This is a genomic window from Natronobacillus azotifigens, assembly GCF_026805325.1.
In the GTDB taxonomy this organism is placed as follows: domain Bacteria; phylum Bacillota; class Bacilli; order Bacillales; family Amphibacillaceae; genus Natronobacillus; species Natronobacillus azotifigens.
In genome coordinates this window covers 34,120-52,616 of the sequence record NZ_JAPRAT010000015.1, presented here as the reverse complement: position 1 = coordinate 52,616, position 18,497 = coordinate 34,120, and the positions used below count along the sequence as shown (strand labels likewise).

At 37.1% G+C, this 18,497-nt stretch carries 19 protein-coding genes; 14 read left to right on the top strand and 5 right to left on the bottom strand.

All coding sequences use genetic code 11. The annotated features are described in order from the left end of the window. The first annotated feature begins 42 nt into the window (after positions 1–42). Positions 43–990: a glycine betaine ABC transporter substrate-binding protein gene (locus OWO01_RS08795; protein ID WP_268780080.1), complete on the top strand. Its 948-nt coding sequence runs from the start codon at positions 43–45 to the stop codon at positions 988–990. Between the two features lie 389 nt (positions 991–1,379). Here the strand turns inward: OWO01_RS08795 and OWO01_RS08790 are convergent, their stop codons facing one another. The 3 genes from OWO01_RS08790 to OWO01_RS08780 form a co-directional block, all read right to left on the bottom strand. Further along, positions 1,380–1,742 carry a YtxH domain-containing protein gene (locus OWO01_RS08790; RefSeq protein ID WP_268780079.1) on the bottom strand — a complete coding sequence of 121 codons (363 nt, stop codon included), beginning with the start codon at positions 1,740–1,742 and terminating at the stop codon, positions 1,380–1,382. A 114-nt stretch (positions 1,743–1,856) separates the two neighbouring features. After that, positions 1,857–2,375: a tryptophan transporter gene (locus tag OWO01_RS08785; RefSeq protein ID WP_268780078.1), complete on the bottom strand. Its 519-nt coding sequence runs from the start codon at positions 2,373–2,375 to the stop codon at positions 1,857–1,859. Between the two features lie 155 nt (positions 2,376–2,530). Beyond that, on the bottom strand, positions 2,531–2,959 hold the full coding sequence (locus tag OWO01_RS08780; RefSeq protein WP_268780077.1) for an HIT family protein: 429 nt from the start codon (positions 2,957–2,959) through the stop codon (positions 2,531–2,533). A 203-nt stretch (positions 2,960–3,162) separates the two neighbouring features. Between OWO01_RS08780 and OWO01_RS08775 the strand changes: the two genes are divergently transcribed. From OWO01_RS08775 to OWO01_RS08760, 4 genes are all read left to right on the top strand, one after another. Then, positions 3,163–3,903 (top strand): ABC transporter ATP-binding protein, encoded by a 741-nt coding sequence (locus OWO01_RS08775; RefSeq protein WP_268780076.1) that lies wholly within the window; start codon positions 3,163–3,165, stop codon positions 3,901–3,903. Further along, the gene (locus OWO01_RS08770) at positions 3,900–5,120 is read left to right on the top strand and encodes an ABC transporter permease (protein WP_268780075.1); all 1,221 of its coding nucleotides are present in this window, start codon (positions 3,900–3,902) and stop codon (positions 5,118–5,120) included. The genes OWO01_RS08775 and OWO01_RS08770 overlap by 4 nt, the downstream gene beginning before the upstream one ends. A gap of 70 nt (positions 5,121–5,190) precedes the next feature. After that, positions 5,191–5,340, top strand: a complete 150-nt coding sequence (locus tag OWO01_RS08765; protein ID WP_268780074.1) for a hypothetical protein — start codon at positions 5,191–5,193, stop codon at positions 5,338–5,340. 181 nt (positions 5,341–5,521) lie between these two features. After that, entirely contained in the window at positions 5,522–5,800 is a 279-nt protein-coding gene (locus OWO01_RS08760; protein ID WP_268780073.1) for a hypothetical protein, read from the top strand. Between the two features lie 169 nt (positions 5,801–5,969). Here OWO01_RS08760 and OWO01_RS08755 read toward each other — a convergent pair whose 3' ends face one another. Continuing rightward, entirely contained in the window at positions 5,970–7,133 is a 1,164-nt protein-coding gene (locus OWO01_RS08755; RefSeq protein WP_268780072.1) for a M20 family metallopeptidase, read from the bottom strand. A 217-nt stretch (positions 7,134–7,350) separates the two neighbouring features. Between OWO01_RS08755 and liaF the strand changes: the two genes are divergently transcribed. The 8 genes from liaF (at position 7,351) to OWO01_RS08715 (ending at position 16,980) form a co-directional block, all read left to right on the top strand. Beyond that, on the top strand, positions 7,351–8,100 hold the full coding sequence (liaF, locus tag OWO01_RS08750; RefSeq protein ID WP_268780071.1) for a cell wall-active antibiotics response protein LiaF: 750 nt from the start codon (positions 7,351–7,353) through the stop codon (positions 8,098–8,100). Positions 8,101–8,113: 13 nt separating this feature from the next. Further along, positions 8,114–9,172 (top strand): sensor histidine kinase, encoded by a 1,059-nt coding sequence (locus OWO01_RS08745; RefSeq protein WP_268780070.1) that lies wholly within the window; start codon positions 8,114–8,116, stop codon positions 9,170–9,172. Continuing rightward, positions 9,169–9,810, top strand: coding sequence for a response regulator transcription factor (locus OWO01_RS08740; RefSeq protein ID WP_268780069.1), 642 nt, complete (start codon positions 9,169–9,171; stop codon positions 9,808–9,810). The genes OWO01_RS08745 and OWO01_RS08740 overlap by 4 nt, the downstream gene beginning before the upstream one ends. 92 nt (positions 9,811–9,902) lie before the next feature. Next, positions 9,903–12,122: a transglycosylase domain-containing protein gene (locus OWO01_RS08735; RefSeq protein ID WP_268780068.1), complete on the top strand. Its 2,220-nt coding sequence runs from the start codon at positions 9,903–9,905 to the stop codon at positions 12,120–12,122. A gap of 644 nt (positions 12,123–12,766) precedes the next feature. Further along, a complete protein-coding gene (locus OWO01_RS08730; protein ID WP_268780067.1) occupies positions 12,767–13,498 on the top strand; it encodes an MBL fold metallo-hydrolase in 732 nt (243 codons plus the stop codon). Positions 13,499–13,723: 225 nt separating this feature from the next. Continuing rightward, the gene (locus tag OWO01_RS08725) at positions 13,724–14,719 is read left to right on the top strand and encodes a lipoate--protein ligase (protein ID WP_268780066.1); all 996 of its coding nucleotides are present in this window, start codon (positions 13,724–13,726) and stop codon (positions 14,717–14,719) included. A gap of 311 nt (positions 14,720–15,030) precedes the next feature. Beyond that, a complete protein-coding gene (locus OWO01_RS08720; RefSeq protein WP_268780065.1) occupies positions 15,031–16,200 on the top strand; it encodes a M48 family metalloprotease in 1,170 nt (389 codons plus the stop codon). A gap of 240 nt (positions 16,201–16,440) precedes the next feature. Beyond that, on the top strand, positions 16,441–16,980 hold the full coding sequence (locus OWO01_RS08715) for a competence protein ComK (RefSeq protein WP_268780064.1): 540 nt from the start codon (positions 16,441–16,443) through the stop codon (positions 16,978–16,980). Positions 16,981–17,174: 194 nt separating this feature from the next. On the opposite strand, the gene OWO01_RS08710 is transcribed toward OWO01_RS08715, so the two are convergent. Next, a complete protein-coding gene (locus OWO01_RS08710) occupies positions 17,175–17,561 on the bottom strand; it encodes a YhjD family protein (protein ID WP_268780063.1) in 387 nt (128 codons plus the stop codon). Between the two features lie 187 nt (positions 17,562–17,748). Between OWO01_RS08710 and OWO01_RS08705 the strand changes: the two genes are divergently transcribed. After that, positions 17,749–18,411 carry a TVP38/TMEM64 family protein gene (locus OWO01_RS08705; RefSeq protein ID WP_268780062.1) on the top strand — a complete coding sequence of 221 codons (663 nt, stop codon included), beginning with the start codon at positions 17,749–17,751 and terminating at the stop codon, positions 18,409–18,411. Positions 18,412–18,497 lie beyond the last annotated feature (86 nt).

Here is an 18,497-nt window from a genome sequence, read left to right as displayed (position 1 = left end):
AGGATAACCATAAATAAATAAGGAAAAAGGGGAGACGCTTTAATGTTCAAATTACAATGGAAACATTTAGGGTTATTGTTGGTACTTATGTTATCACTAGTATTAGCTGCATGTGGTACTAATGATGAAAATGGTGATGACACCACCAATGGAGATGAAGTCACCAATGGTGATGAAGGTGAAACAGGTGATGACGTAACAGGAATTGAACTAGGTGAAGAAAGTATTGAACTTGTTTATGTTGAATGGGATTCTGAGATTGCATCCACAAATGTAATCGCACAAGTATTAGAATCACAAGGTTATGATGTAACAATTACACCGATTGACAATGCAATTATGTGGAGTTCAGTAGCAACTGGAGATGCGGATGGAATGGTAGCAGCATGGTTACCAGGTACGCATGGTGAATTATTTGAACAACATCAAGACAATTTAGTTCAATTAGGACCAAACCTTGAAGGAGCTGGAATTGGATTAGTAGTTCCAGAATACATGGATGTTACTTCCATTGCAGATTTAGCTGATTATGATGGATTAGATAGCATTACAGGTATTGAACCAGGTGCTGGTGTAGTTCAAGCAGCAGAAGACGCTTTGGATGACTATAATTTAGATGGCTGGAGTGTAGATCCATCATCAAGTGGTGCAATGGCAGTTGCGCTAGGTGAAGCAATAAACAACGAAGAGCCTATCGTAGTTACTGGTTGGACACCACATTGGAAATTTGCTCAGTATGACTTGAAATATTTAGAAGATCCGGAAGGTTCATTTGGTGGAGCTGAGTCAATTGAAACAATGGTACGTGAAGGACTTGAGCAAGACAGTCCTGCAGCTTATCACATTTTAGATCAATTCTTCTGGGAACCTTCTGATATGGAAGAAGTGATGCTAGAAATTACAGATGGCGTTTCTGAAGAAGACGCTGCTGCAAACTGGATCGCTGCAAACCAAGATAAAGTAGATGAGTGGATTGCAGGATTAGAATAATTAATAGTGTTAAGTTAAATAAAAAGAAAGCTACCTTTAGTTGTAAAGGTAGCTTTCTTTTGTCTCATATAAGATAAGTGTCACACTATAGGGTTACATAGCTTGTTACTATCAGCCCTGAAGAACATAGCTTCTTAACAGTTTAGGGATTAAAAAAAGTGGAACTTCAATCAGTGGGAGTTCTTAGATATTCGCCACTGATTGTTGGTGCTAAAGGATGACCTATAGGCCCTTGAACTATTCGGGGGCTAGCGTCCATTACTCTCAAATAAACAACTTGGTGTTCTTCTTGTTTTGAAGTCGGAGTCTTAGGGACGATTGCTCCGGGATAATTAAATATAGATCAAAAAAAAGAGCTTATGCAAAAATACGACATAAGCTCTTTCTAATTATTCTGCAGGATTTGTTTGATCTTCCAATTCTTTTAATCGATCTTCTATTTGTGTTAAGTACATTTGGATATTTTTTTGATGTGGTTCAATCGTGCTTCGCCAGCTTTCAACTGATTGCTTAATATCTAAAGAAAGGTCTTTAATTAAAGCAGCTCCTTCTTTAGAAGTGCTAATAATTTGTTCTTTTAACAGCTGACCATCATTCTTGATTTTTTCGAGATTATGAACTATTTCTTCTCCACTAGACTTAATGTCTGCTCTCACTTCTTTACCGGATTTCGGTGCGCTCAATAAGGTAGCGGCTGCACTAACAACCCCGCCGACTATGAACCCAAGTAGTATTGATTTTTTGTTAGTCATCGCTTACACTCCTTTCCCTTATATTATACTATGTTCTCTACTTTTATCAGCATCAAACATAAAAAAGTTAAAAAAAAAATAAAAAATCCTCCTTTTTGCAAGGAGGAGGATTTTTTAAGCAAGCTGAACACGCGATCGATCGAATATATTTTTGGTGATTGGATAGATAACAAGTATGAAAATTACATTTAATAATGCAGCTGGTAAAACAACCCCAACAAACATTGGAAGAAATGATCCTGGTAACAAGCCAACAACATTTAGAGCCATGTATAGAAATACGGAGCCACTAACTATTGTACCAATTGCAACGAGAACAGGTGCACTCCATTTTGTATTGATATTTTTTGGAACTATTAATAATAACGCAAAAAAGATAAAAGCAGTAATTGGTTTTTCCACCATGTTAGAAATTTGTCCACCTGGTGCACTAGTAGTCAAGGCTGATATGACACCAGTAGCCAGTCCTAAGATAAGGACATATTTGGCTTTTGGGAAAAATAGTATCCCAAGAAACATCATCGATAACATCATATCCGGTTTTACCCCCAATAATATGGGTGGTACAATCGTGTGCAAAATAGCACCAATCCCTACAAATAAAGCTAATAAAACTAATACATTTGTCTTCATAACTATACTCTCCTCTGCTCAACTAAACTAATTTCCCTTCCATTTGTACACTCATTGTCAAATGCGAAGTTTATACTAGTATAACAGATGATGTTTCATTACAAAAGCATAAAATATAATCCCTTAACGCAACCTAACACGTTAAGGGACTCTGGTTAGATATTTGATTGGATATTTTTTGCTATTGTTGCAAGGTCTTCTTGACTATATGCATCACTATTTGTTTGCCATTTTGTATGAAATCCATCTTCTTCGCCATATCTTGGAAGGAGATGGATGTGTAGATGAAAGACAGATTGTCCAGCTGCTTCACCAGTATTACTTAGCACATTTATACCTAATGGTCGATAAGCTTTTTTTATTGCATTCGCAATCTTAGGGACGCGAGCAAACAAGGTACTTGCGTTTTCTTCGTTTGTTTCATAAATATCTTTACTGTGTGTTTTTGGAATGATTAATGTATGCCCCTTAGTCACTTGGCTAATATCTAAGAAGGCATAAACATCATCATCTTCATACACTTTTGCAGCGGGTATTTCTCCGTTGATTATTTTGCAAAATATACAATCTTGTTGAGTAGTCATAGCTTTCACTCCTAAATCTTTTATTATTACATATAGTTTAGCATGTACAAATAAAAGAAGGCAAAGTATTAATCCTTACATTTTCTCCATTCGTAAATAAGAAAAGAATGCGTTTGTTGATGAAAGTTAACAGGATAATTGTTTTGCATTCCGTTCATAAAATGGTAAAATTTTAGTAGTGTGTAAGTTGAGGAGGAATTAATGTGACATCATTATTACATATCGATCAACTAACAGGTGGTTATACAAATAAAAACGTTTTACATGGTATTTCTTTTGATGTGAAACCAAATGAAATTGTTGGTCTAATTGGCTTAAATGGTGCTGGGAAAAGTACGACCATCAAACATATTATTGGTTTAATGCAGGCGAAGAGTGGTCAAGTAAAAATTGCAGATAAGACGTTTCAAACTGCTCCTGAAGCGTATCGACAGCAGTTTGCTTATATTCCAGAAGTACCACTTCTTTATGAGGAACTGACGTTGTATGAGCATCTTCGTTTGACAGCCATGGCGTATCAACTGGATGAACAAACTTTTGAGGAACGCTTAACGCCATTGTTAAAAGCTTTTCGTTTAGAGAAGCAATTAAAATGGTTTCCTACGCATTTTTCCAAAGGAATGAAACAAAAAGTTATGATAATGTGTGCATTTTTAATTGAACCCCCGTTATATATTGTGGACGAACCGTTCATGGGGTTGGATCCATTAGGAATACAAGCATTTCTAGACCGAATGGTACAACAAAAAAATAATGGTGCTGGCATTCTAATGTCGACACATATTTTAGCTACAGCAGAACAATATTGTGATCGTTTAGTGATCCTTCACGAAGGGAAAATTAGAGCTCAAGGAACACTTAAAGAGTTACGTAATCAATTTAATCATCACAATGCTAGTTTAGATGATTTATACTTCCAATTGACAAAGGAAGAGAGCGTATGATTAATGCAAAAGAATTGTTTCGAACGCGTATTCGGACACATATAAAAGAAGTTGCTCGCTATTTACAATATATTTTCAATGGTCACCTTGCAATTGCGATGATATTTCTTATTGCTGCAGGTGCTTATTATTATCAACAAATTTTAGCGGAGTTACCAGAAAATTTCCCTACTGCAATAGTTATGTCATTTTTTTGTGCGATCATCCTTGTTTATAATCCAATTCAAACGTTGTTAAAAGAGGCTGATCTTGTTTTTTTGTTACCAGCAGAAAAGCGTTTGAATCGATATTTCCGATCTGCACTACTGTATAGTTATTTTGTCCAATTGTATTTGGTTGTTTTGTTGTTAGCTGTATTGGCACCACTATATTTCACTAGTTATCCAGATCAGTCATTTTCTTTTTATTCTATGTTAGGGTTTCTGCTTGTTTTCCTTAAAGGATGGAACATGGCCGTAACATGGTGGATGTACAAGATACGTGATAATAATTCAAGGTATGTAGATGTGGGTATACGGTATTTGTTACAATTCTTCACTTTCTACTTTTTGATCACTTCTGAATTTGTGTTTGCTGGTATTCTGACTATTACGTTGTTTTTGTTTTTTTACTATGGATACTATTTATCGTCTAAACACTCATTAGCTTGGGATCAATTGATTGAAAAAGATCAGCTTCGGATGCGTAGTTTTTACCGATTAGCGAATATGTTTACCGATGTTCCTTACTTAAAAGCTAAAGTAAAGAAGCGTTCTTTTCTTGTCCAAGTCCTAACAAGACACTTATCCTTCAAGCAAGACAAAACATTGACATATCTTTATCGAATTACAACCATACGTAGTGGTGAGTATTTAGGTATGTATATTCGGTTACTTATCGTAGGGTCATTTGTCATTTATTATTTACCGCACGTGTGGATTCGTATTTTATTTGGTTTATTGTTTCTCTACTTGACTGCAATTCAATTGATGACGATTTGGTATCATCATCGAACAAACTTATGGATGGATTTATATCCCATTACTTATCCACAGCGCCAACAGGCCTTTGTTTGTTGGATTAGGCAATTATTATTTGTGCATGTATGTTGCTACGGGCTCGTATTTTTATTTATTGGGTATTGGGATCAGGCGATTCTTTTTCTTGGTTTAGGTTCACTATTCATCATTGCTTTTACAGAAAGTTATTTCAAACAAAAAACACAGCCAAGTGCATAAATGTACAGGGCTTTGTTTTTTTAGCTTTGATTTAAAATGATGATTGATTTAATACTTGTGAATGAAACGAATGCGAACAAATCGGAAAAGATGCGAACAAATTGCGGAGAATGCGAACAAATCGGAAAAGATGCGAATAAATTGCGGAGAATGCGAACAAATCGGAAAAGATGCGAATAAATCGCGGAGAATGCGAACAAATTGGAAAAGATGCGAATAAATTGCGGAGAATGCGAACAAATTGGAAAAGATGCGAATAAATTGCGGAGAATGCGAACAAATTGGAAAAGATGCGAATAAATTGCGGAGAATGCGAACAAATCGGAAAAGATGCGAATAAATTGCGGAGAATGCGAACAAATTGGAAAAGATGCGAATAAATTGCGGAGAATGCGAACAAATTGGAAAAGATGCGAATAAATTGCGTAGAATGCGAACAAATCGGAAAAGGTGCGAATAAATTGCGGAGAATGCGAACAAATCGGAAAAGATGCGAACAAAATGCAGAGAATGCACACAAATTCCGGAGAACGCACGCAAATCGAAAAAGTCGCACGCTAATCTCCGAGAACGCACGCAAATCGAAAAAGTCGCACGTAAATCTCCGAGAACGCACGCAAATCGAAAAAGTCGCACGCAAATTTCGGAGAACGCACGCAAATCGAAAAAGTCGCACGTAAATTCCGGAGAACGCACGCAAATCAAAAAAGTCGCACGCAAATTCCGGAGAACGCACGCAAATCGAAAAAGTCGCACGTAAATTCCGGAGAACGCACGCAAATCGAAAAAGTCGCACGCAAATTTCGGAGAACGCACGCAAATCAAAAAAGTCGCGCGCGTCCCCCAGGGTTATTGATAGTTTTTAATTAATTGTACAAAAGTTTTTGCTGCAATTAGCATTGCGCGTTCGTCTATATCGAATTTAGGATGATGATGTGGTTGGAAATTGTTTTCTTGTTGTGCTCCTGTAAAGAAAAACGCCCCAGGCTTATCTAAAAGATAGTAGGAAAAATCTTCTCCAGTCATGCTAGGATCAACAAAAGATGCTTTTGTTACTTCCTCAACCGACTGAGCCGCTTTCACTACTTCTAGAGCTTCAGCCTCATGATTAACTACAGGGGGATAACCTTTGACATAGTCGAATGTGTAATTTACTTGATATCCCTGACAAGTACCAGCAATAATTGTCTCGATCTCCTCGATAATAAACTTCTGAACCTCTTTATCAAAGGTACGTACTGTTCCTGTTAATGTTGCTTTATCTGCAATAATATTAAAGGTGTTTCCCGCTTGAAAGGTTCCAATTGTTAGTACTGCAGTTTTTAATGGATCAATTCTTCGGCTAACAATTTGTTGTAAATTAGTGACTAGCTGCGACCCGATCAAAACGGCATCTTTCGTTTCATGTGGCATGGCTCCATGTCCACCTTGTCCATGAATCGTTACGGAAAAACGATCTGCTCCAGCCATGAATTCTGCTGGCGAAGTCTGTACAACTCCGTATGGAGCACTTGACCACAGATGCGTCCCGAACACATAATCCACATCATCTAAGACTCCTGCTTCTATCATTGGTTTTGCTCCACCTGGTGTCAATTCTTCCGCATGTTGGTGAATAAAGACGATAGTACCAGCAAGTTCTTGTTGAAACTGTTTTAATACTTTTGCTAAAGTCAACAATATGGTTGTATGACCGTCGTGTCCACAGGCATGCATAACACCTTCGTTCTTGGAGCGATAGGGAACTTCTTTCTCATCTTGAATGGGTAATCCATCAAAATCTGCTCGTAATGCAATGTTTTTTCCAGGTTTTCCTCCTTCAATTCTAGCAACTACCCCGTTCCCACCGACATTTTTCTGATAAGGTATTTCTAATGATTCATATGTATCAGCAATGAATTGCGCTGTTTTAAATTCCTGGAATGATAATTCTGGATACTGATGTAGGTATCTTCTCATCTCTACCATCGCTTCATAGTGATCTTCAAGTTGTAACAAAATCTCTTTCCACATAAGTTTTTCCCCCTTTACCTATTGCCCTCTATTATAACATATTGTAAATCGCGATTCAGATCACACGCTCTCCGTCCCAGGACCGAGAATAAACCATGCTTGCGGTCGTTACGAAATCTATTTTTTTCGTTATAATAAATATATAAGTTGTTTCTTATCGTAAATTAACGATTAAATATAAAAAATACAAATTTAGTAAGAAAAGGTGGGGAAGATAATGAAAGTCAATTTTTTTCGTAATATATTTGCATTGTTTATCATTTTCTTAGGTGGGGCATTAGTACTGGTCAATATCGGGGTTGTGGATTGGGGCTTTCGTGTTGCATGGAACTTTCTATACCCAAGTTTCTTTGTGTTACTCGGCTTGAAATGGACGATTCAAGCTTTTAAGGGGGAAACAGGTTATGGATCAGGTCTATTTCTCTTACTATTTGGCTCGCTATTATTATTAGATCGTTTTGGTTATGTTACATTCGCATTTTGGGATGTTTATAAATTATGGCCATTGTTCCTCGTTTGTTTTGGATTACAGTTTCTTGGTTCACCGAAGAAAAAATTTAAAGTTACCTTTGAATCTGATAAAGAAAGTGATTGGAAGTCAGGAATTAAGGGTTTTACCATCGGTGATCATAAATATGATACACCTAACTGGAAAGCCGAGCCGATCAAGTTATGGAATGCGGTTGGAGATCATTATATCGATTTTACCAAAGCATTCATCCCTGACGAAGATATTCCGGTATTTGTTCATGGTTTAGCTGGCGATATCAATATTTTAATGCCAGAGCATGTGGAGTTTTCGGTCAATGCTTCTGTTAAAGCGGGAGAAATTGTTGTTGTTAACCAAACCGCGGACGGTATCAATCGATCATTAACTTTTGAAACCCCAGGATATCAAGAGGCAACACGTAAAATCACATTAGATTTAAAATTGAAGGCTGGATCGATACGAGTTAATAAGGTGTGAAGGAGGAAATGTTTTGTTAAAGAAACTAAATGCTATTCGTTATACTTATATCCACTCACATCTTTACGCGTTGGTACTAACAACGATCACATTATTAGCAATATTTTTAACAATACATTTGATATTTGTTCCAGATTGGCTCACACAAGGAAATATATTTCTCTTTACAGCTAGTTATTTTTTCATTGGACTTTTATATGCTATGTATGTAGGGTTTCGTTCTAGTAGTGAATTGAAGGCGAAAATTGATGATTTGTCTGTAATGATTATGCAATTATCGAGAGGGAATTATCGATCAAGGATTGCCCATACTGGTGAAGGAGAAATGGATCGTATTGGGACAGAATTAAATGATTTAGCTTTAAAAATGGAACAACAATTACGATCTTTGCAACGCTTAGCCGATGAAAAAGCCGCCTTTGCAAAAACAGCTCACAAAGCTGCAACAATAGAAGAACGTCAACGTCTAGCTCGTGATCTGCACGATTCAGTTAGTCAGCAATTATTCGCATTAACGATGATGTCACAAGCCGTGATAAGGACAATGGATAAAAATCCAACCAAAGCGAAAACACAAATGATAGAAATAGCAGAAACCGCTAGCAAAGCACAAACAGAGATGCGGGCATTGTTATTACATCTTCGTCCTGTTCATCTCTCTGGTGAATCACTTGCAGCAGGAATACGTCAGCTTGTTGAGGAACTTCAATCAAAGTGTACGATTGATTTTCAATTGAGTATTGATGAAATTACTGGTTTGGCAGAAGGTACGGAAGAACATTTATTTCGTATTATCCAAGAGTCATTATCTAATACATTACGTCACGCAATGGCCACAAAAGTAAAGATCTATATTCGCCAAGATGATCGTGAGGTATTTCTTCACTTAGCGGATAATGGAAAAGGTTTTGATTTAACGGCGAATGGGCAGAAAAAAACATCTTATGGATTGAAAACCATGAGAGAACGCAGTGAAGAAATTGGTGGTATCTTTACTATCCGAACAAAAGAAGGGGAGGGTACGTACATTGACATTCGTATCCCGTGTCGAAGAAAGGATGAAGAGGAATGATTCGAATTGTTGTAGTTGATGATCATGATATTGTGAGGAAAGGTGTTATTTCATACTTAGAAACTGAAGATAATTTTGATGTTGTCGGTGAAGCATCAAGTGGAAATGAAGGGGTTAAGGTGGTTCTTGCTGAAAAGCCTGATGTTGTTTTGATGGATTTGATTATGGAAGATGGCACGGGAATGGAAGCGACAAAAGAAATTAAAGCAAATCTACCAAACTGTAAGGTCATTATTTTAACAAGTTATTATGATGACGCACAAGTTTTTCCGGTACTAGAAGCAGGTGCATTTAGTTACTTATTGAAGACTGCTTCTGCTGATGAAATAGTTAATGCCATTACAAAAGCTTATCAAGGTGAAAATGTGATCGAACCAAAAGTTGCCCACAAAGTAATGAATCGATTTCAATCAAAGCAGGAAAAACCACATGATAGTCTTACAGAACGTGAATTGGAAGTACTGATCTGTGTAGCTGAAGGAGCGAGCAATCAGGAAATTGCGGATCAATTATTTATTGGGGTTAAAACGGTGAAAACACATGTTAGTAATATTTTGCGAAAATTAGATGTACATGATCGGACACAAGCAGCTGTCTATGCCCATCGCAATCAGTTACTACGTGACCTCAGTTCATAGTATTCAGCCTTTTGATTTGTCGAGATATGACGTATAATAGTAGAATGATAGTTTTTTGTAGATTCTGCTATCATCAACGAGGTGATTTTATCATGACAAATACAAGAAGGAAACAAAAGCAAAAACTTAGCTTGCACGATTATCTTGCTGAAATACGTTCACTTATAAAACGTCCTTGGTTCAAATGGCCGATCATTACAGCAAGCTCAATAATTAGTCTAGGCTTTCTTGGTTTTTTATTTATTTTATACGGTGGAGCGCTGATTGTTGATGATGAAGCGCTTATTTTACCGGCAACGACAACTATTCAAACAGAAGACGGCATCCAAGTGGGCAGAGTTTTTTCTGAAAATAGACAGCTTGTTACATTAGATCAAATTCCTGATCATGTGCAAGCTGCTTTTATCGCTGTTGAGGATGAACGATTTTATCGACATGCAGGCGTAGATTTTCGATCTGTTATGCGAGCGGTCTATCGAGATATTGTTGCCTTTGATAAAGTTGAAGGTGCTAGTACAATTACCCAACAATTATCTAAAAATTTATTTTTAGATAACAGCAAAACGTGGATGAGAAAGACGAAAGAAGTAATGGCATCTATTTATCTAGAGCGACATTATACGAAAAATGATATTCTCGAACTCTATTTGAATGAGGTCTATTTTGCTCATGGAATTCATGGTGTTGGTACAGCCGCAGACTTTTTCTTTGGTAAGTCGGTTGAAGATCTCACTGTCACAGAAGGTGCCATGTTAGCAGGATTGATTAAAGGTCCGAACCGCTATTCGCCGTATATTGATGCAGATCGTGCGCTTAGTCGTCGTAATCTTGTGCTTTCACAAATGCAACGAGTAGGTGAGTTGAATACAGAAGAAATGCTTGCATTGCAAGGTCAGACGCTCGGTGTGCAAGATCGAAGGACAGAAGACAAGCCGTGGTTAGCGTCGTATATTGATGTAGTGCTTCGTGAGGCGGAAACAACGTATCAGTTATCACGTGATGAACTGCGAAGAGGCGGCTATCAAATTACCGTTTATTTAGATGAAAACGCACAAAAAATTGCTTATGATGAGTTGCAAAAAACTCAATATTTTCAGGGGTCTCAGCCCAATGCAGAAGCTGCTTTCACTTTAATGGAACAAGAAACTGGAAGATTAAAGGCATTGATAGGAGGTCGCCAATTCAAAATCGGTGACCATAACCGTGTATTGACTCAGAGGCAGCCAGGTTCGGTAATGAAGCCTTTAGCAGTTTATGCTCCTGCTATGACTGAGGGTTATGATCCATATGTTTTGTTAGAAGATAGCCAGCAAGATTACGATGGTTACACAGTAAGAAATGCCGATAATCACTATGATGGTGAGGTGACCATGTATGATGCAGTTAGGGTATCTAAAAATACTTCTGCAGTCTGGCTATTAGATCAGTTGGGGATCAATGTGAGTAAATCCTATTTAGAAAAAATGTCACTTGAGCTTCCGGATGAAGGTTTAGCACTTGGGTTAGGTGGATTAAAGTACGGATTGACACCAATTCAAGTTGCGGAAGGGTATCGAACTTTCATTCATGACGGTGAGTGGATTGAAGCCCATTCGATAGCTGTTATTAAAGATCGAAATGGAAATATTATCGGAGAGGCAGACCCGAGAACAGAAACGGTCTTCTCTCAACAGGCTGCTTGGAATATGGTGCGTATGTTAGAAAATGCTGTGGTAGATGGAACAGCTCAAGCTGGTGATTTCCCTAAGGCGTTGGCTGGAAAAACAGGAACTACCCAGCATCCACATGTACCTGGACATGCAAAAGATGCATGGTTTGCAGGTGTTACGCCAGAATACGTGACTTCGTTATGGATAGGGTACGATCATAGTGATGCAGAACACTATTTAACAACCGGAAGCCAGTCACCAACAATGGCCACAAAGGCAATTTTGGAAGCAATTGATCAAGTAACTCCACTAGCAACTGCTTTTGAAAAACCAGTTGATGTAATGGAATTATCTGAACCGATTCGATTACCGGTTGTCCATGATTTAAATGCTTCGTTCTCATTTGGTGGATGGACACTGGTTCGAGGTAAGTTGGATTGGACAGCGGATGCAGATGATCGCATTGTCTATCATATTTATCAAAAAACAGAAACAGGCGATCAGTTGATTGGTAAAACGGAAGGAATAGGAGAATTTACTTTAACGGGTATGTCTTTATTCGGATCATCGCAATATTTTGTTGTTCCTTATAATCCATTAACAAAACAGACAGGTCAACCATCAAATGTCGTTACTCTCTCGCTTCGTGGTCAAGAGTTTTAACCAAATAATCTAGAAAAAAGCGTGAATTCATTTTACATGAGTTACGCTTTTTTTCTATAATCAAAACCTCACCTCTTATTACTCAATTAGTAGTACGCATTTTGTATAAACTGTTCATTAGCGAATCTAGGTATGTAAGTGTTTTGACGAGGTTAGAGCACTTTTTTGGGGTCAACCTAAGTGAAAGTGGTCGTTTCGATGAGGTTGAAGCTCTTTTTAAGGTTTAACCTAAGTGAAAGTGGTTGTTTCGACGAGGTTAGAGCTCTTTTTAGGGTTTAACCTAAGTGAAAGTGGTCGTTTCGACGAGGTTGAAGCTCTTTTTAGGGTTTAACCTAAGTGAAAGTGGTCGTTTCGATGAGGTTAGAGCACTTTTTTGGGGTCAACCTAAGTGAAAGTGGTCGTTTCGACGAGGTTAGGCGCATTTCCTGCCCTGAACCTAGGCGAAAAACCCACCTTAAAGAAGTTACAGTACTTTTTGATCCTCCATCTTCATGTGAACATTTTTATGTGAAGAAGATAAATCACTTACTTCACAGTTTGTGTCAACAATGCTATATTTTAGAGTTAGGATGCGTGTTGTTTTGGCAATGTATGGGTATGTGTTAAAATATATCTAGCTATAATATAGTAATGAGGTGATAAAAATGAAATTAACCATTGTAGGATTTTGGGGAGCATATCCAGAGAAAGGTGGTGCAACCTCAAGCTATTTACTTGAAAAAGATGGTTTTCGCTGTTTAATTGATTGTGGTAGTGGTGCACTGGCGCAGTTGCCTAACTATACCGATCCATTTGACCTTGATGCAGTAATTGTTTCTCATTATCATCAAGATCATATTGCGGATATCGGTGTGTTGCAATATAGCTGGCTTGTTCAAAATGGAATTCGTAAGACAGAACAGGTTTTGCCGATCTATGGTCATCAAAACGATCAAGAGGGATTTGAACGTTTGACACATAATTTTACAAAAGGTATTGCTTATGATCCAGAGGATACTTTGCAGATTGGTCCGTTTACGATTACTTTTATGGAAACAGATCATCCAGTCACTTGTTATGCAATGCGAATTACGGATGGCGAAAAGGTAATTGTTTATACAGCAGATTCTAGTTATAAAGATGAATTTAATGATTTTAGTAAAGATGCAAATCTACTTATAACGGATTGTAATTTTTATCAAGGACAAGATGGTTCAAAAGCGGGCCATATGAATAGTGAGCAGGTCGGAACTATTGCTAAATCAGCTTGTGTTGACAAGCTTGTCTTGAGTCATCATCCGCATTTCGGTGATCGAAATACACTTGTTGATGAAGCGAAACAATTTTTTGATGGAGAAGTAATTCTTGCTCATGAAGGTTATACGTGGGAAGGATAAGTTTAATTTTTTCCTAATCATTCTAACTAAATAAGGATGTTTAAAAGTCACCAAAGGATAAGAGATGTATTTTTTTTGGGTCGCATTGTTTCGGTCTTCATTTAGGAAAAGCTTATACGGTGGGCCAAGAACTTCACAGCCTCGTTGTGCGTGCATCTAATTCAACGACTTTTGAACACATAATAAAAAAATGAATTTTCATCTATAATAAAGGAGGAAACAACAGTGAAGTTTATTGATAATGAAGGAGTAACAGATCCGTATATTAATCTAGCCATTGAGGAGTACGTCCTTAAGCATTTTGGAGAAGAAGATACATATCTCTTATTTTATATTAATCACCCATCGATTATCATTGGGAAAAATCAAAATACAATTGAAGAGATTAACACCAAATATGTAGATGAGCAAAATATTAAAGTTGTTCGACGTCTCTCTGGTGGTGGAGCAGTTTATCATGATCAGGGTAATCTGAACTTTAGTTTTATTACAAAAGATGATGGTGATAGTTTCCATAACTTTGCAAAATTCACGCAACCTGTGGTAGAATCCTTAAAAGTGCTTGGAGTTCCTGCCGAATTAAAGGGAAGAAATGATTTAGTAGCTGATGGGAGAAAAATTTCAGGTAATGCGCAATTCACTTCGCGTGGTCGGATGTTTAGCCATGGGACGCTTATGTTTGATTCAGAAATTGAACATGTGGTTGCAGCGTTAAACGTAAATGCTGAAAAAATTAAGTCTAAAGGAATAAAATCAATCCGAAGCCGTGTGGCAAATATTTCAGAATTTCTTACAGAAGAATTAACCATGGAGCAATTTAAAGCCCATCTTTTGAAACATATTTTCTCCGTTGATCGAGTAGAGGATGTACCGCGTTACCAATTAACAGAAGAGGATTGGAACAACATTCATAAAATTTCAGAAGAACGTTACCAAAATTGGGATTGGAACTTTGGTAAATCACCAACATTTGATATTCAGAAAACACATAAGTTTCCTGCAGGTTTGGTTGATGTTCGGATGGATGTATCAAAAGGTGTTATTAAAAATTGTAAAATTTACGGAGACTTTTTCGGTGTTGGCGATGTGTCCGTTATTGAAGAAAAATTAGTAGATGTTCGCTATCAAAAACAAGCATTAGAAGATGCACTTGCAGAAGTGGATGTACCACACTATTTAGGGAAGATTACAAAAGAAGAATTTATTGATTTGATCTACTAACAAGGATTAGCTATCCTTATTAATCCTTTTGGTTAATAAGGGTAGCTTTTTTTATCTCGGAGCAACCGTCCAAGACTCCCACTTCAAAACAAGGAGAATACCAAGTTGTTTAAGTGGGAGTAACGGACGCTAGCCCCCAAAATGGTTCAAGGGCCTTTAGGTCATCCTTTAGGACTAACAATCAGTGTGCGAATCCTAAAAACTCTCACTGATTGAAGTTTCACTTTATCCCAGAGCAACCAACAATCAGTGTGGGAATACCTAAAACCTTCACTGACTGAAGTTTCGCTTTACCCATTGGAGGAAAATGTGTGAAAAAGTTAATTTTGAGCTATTTTGCGTATTTAGTAATCGTGTTTGGTTATTTTCTCTTCTTTTATCCATTAGAAACCTTTGCAGATACTCGCTATGCCGCCATTTCACATGCCGTTTATTTTTCGAAAATACCACTGCCTCTCCTTTTTTTATGGATGATTATAAAACGAGACTTGTTTCGTAAATGGCAGGAAAAAATAGGATGGAAGCATCATGTATTATCGCTACCTAGTTTAGCTTTTATCTTTCTGATCGGTTATCGCTTCATTCAACTCCCTTTTGATCTACTCTGGTTTTTTGTTCGGCGTTCAGCCGGAACGAGTAATCAATCCCTTATTAGTTGGTTCGCTGATCGAGGATTGGATTTTCTTTTTTTATGGGCTGGGTTGTCTGTATTTTTTCTTCTCTTCCATCTCGTTGTTCGGCGCTGGCCAAGAGGTTGGCCAATTATCTTATGGCTTTGTTTCATTCCAATTGTGCTACTAGTTGTTTATGTTCAACCTGTATGGATTGATCCGTTATATCATGATTTTTCTCCACTACCAGCAGGAGAATTGCGCACAGATATTGAGGCTGTAGCGAGATCTTTAGACATTGAAGAAATCAGCCTTTTACAAGTGGAGATGAGTAATAAAGTTACAACCTATAATGCATATGTGAATGGAATCTTTGGTCGAACACAAGTTGTTTTTTGGGATACTATGCTCAACCAAATGGAACATGGAGAGATTATGTTTGTTTTTGCTCATGAACTTGGGCATTACGTAATGAATCATTTCTATATAGGTGTGATCAGCTATTTGTTCTTTGGTTTGATTTTACTCACGCTCACGGCTGTTATACTGAATTATCTTCGGAAAAAATTCTTATTGCTATCTCTTACAGATATTCAAATGCTACCACTTTTTTTGTTCATTGTACTAAGTTTATTTGTTGTTACAGAACCAATTACTTTAGCTGTTTCCCGAGAAATGGAGCGACAGGCTGATCGCTTTGCAATAGAGCATACAGAAGATTTACAAGTAGCTCAGGATAGTTTTGTTCGAATGGGTATCCGTTCTAAAGCGGATATTGATCCAGCTACATGGATTGTTTGGTTACGTAATAGTCACCCACCACTTCAAGAGAGAATGGAGCTTCTTGAACAAGCAATCAACAATCGTTAAATAAACAGGAGTTGCAATATCTGCACTCCTGTTTGTTAATTAGGTCACATGTTTTATTAAACTTTCTTTTTGTTCATTTAAGTATAGAAATGGTGCTTTCAATACACAATTGTGACAAAAATGTGAATATTAATCTTATTTTTCACTGATATTTCCTTTTAACACTTATAATTCAAATATGTTTTTTATAGCATTTTTTGTTATGAAAAATAATAACACTAGGAGAGAGGATGAAATTTTGTGAACGTAATAACAAAGCATTTTTATGAAATCACACCAACGACAATTGCTGTGATCGCAGAGAGGGTTGATGACTATTGGGTGTCGAATGTTATGGAGGAGGACGAGACGGAAAGGATCCAAGTGAAAAAAACTCCTGCTAAGTTAGTGGATTTTGCTTGTAAATATTTTGGCAGTAGTTTAAAAGGGCGACAAGAAGGAGCACGTATGGTTTGTAATATTAAGAGTAAAGTACCGATCTCGATTAATCCGGCTAGTGGTATGTACTTCTTCCCCACCACTTCTCCTACTAGCGCAAGATGTTCTTGGATTTCACACACGCACGTAGATAGCATTCGAAAACTCCCTAATATGGGAACTGAATTTATTTTTAAAGATGGACAAACGCTCACCCTAGATGTCTCCTATGGTTCCATGATGAATCAACTTCATCGCACCGCACAATTCCGCTATAAACTTGAAAAAAGATTACAATTCCTTGCCACCAACAAAAACGACAGAACTGAGGACTTTTTTTCCATTGTTCAACAGAGAAAATAGTGTTACTTAATTTCCTGCGTAAAAAAACAGATAGGTCAACGGCAGTTTGATCATTCGTGATCGAACTGCCGTTGTGGTTGTCGGAAAGAATTCTCCCACTGATTGAAGGTTCACTTTTTTGAAAAGTACCAGAGGAACTGCTCGTTTTTCATCATTTGTCTAAGGTTTGAATCTGATATAATGGTAGCAGGTGGTTATGAAGTTGAAGAATATTTCGTTGCATTCGTAAGATCGTTAATTAACTGATGTAGTATTTGTTCCACTTGTTTTCGAATGGCTGGGTTAAAGTAATTACGTTTTTCTTCTCGACCTCCGCAAATAAAAAGATATGCAGTAAAAGTATCATTCTTTTCTAGAGCATGTACTTGTAGCTTTTGCTTATACATATATTTACGCAGTTCTTGTCTTTCCAATAACGCACGTTTTTCTATTTTTTTTAAAAGATCCAGATAGGGTTCTTTAATTTTTAATACAGTTCCTTGCTCAATCGCTAGTAAGTCTTTTTGAATAACAACAAGCGCCATCGATAAAAATAAGAATCTTGAGGCTAAAGCATATTCAGATTCGGTTAAATAACGCAAAAAGATCAACTCCTTCTTCAGTAAAAAAAACGAACGTTTGTTCTATTATACGGTATTTTTGTTCTTTTGAAAAGTGTTACATTCGCATTTTTTTCGGGAATAAGAAATAATAAGAATGATTAATTAATCAATACTAGAAATAAGTGAATGATGAAAAATGCCGGAACAGATGGTGAGGTGCAACGATATGAGTATTGCCAAAGAGAATAATCTAACAGTCGAGCAAATACGTGAGTTAATTGATACAAGTCAATACGATGTTCTGATTGAACGGATTCTGGACATGTATGAAGGCTTTGGCCCGTTACCCGGCATTTTATTACCTTTTATTGAAACTTTTTTACCTTTTTTGCCGTTGACCGTTATTGTGATGACAAACGCGGCAGCTTATGGTTTATTGCGTGGATTTCTTTATTCTTGGATTGGAGAAAGTGTAGGTTCTATCGTTGTTTTTATGATCATCCGCCGATTACGAAATCTTGCACTTTTTCGTTGGATTCATCGTAATAAACATGTAAAACGCGTAACAAATTGGCTTGAACGGCACGGTTTTGGTCCGTTATTTATATTGTTGTGTTTTCCTTTTTCTCCATCGTCAGTTATTAATCTGGTGGCAGCATTATCTAAAATTAGTCTATATCAATTTGGCTTAGCTATTTTATTAGGAAAAACGGTGATGATTTTTTCTCTTGCTTATGTTGGTAGCAGCATTGTTTCTTTTGCAGAGCATCCAATGCGAACCGTATTTGTAGTAATAGGGATGTCCGTTTTTTGGTTAATCGGAAAACACATTGAAAAACGTCTACATGAAAAAGGAGAAATTGATTTACCTGATGAAAAAGTCAGGTGAAATAGTAAAGTTTGTTAGAAAACTATGGCTCTCGTAACTCGATCGTTACAAGCCATAGTTTTTTCTAATGAAAGCAAACCAACCCA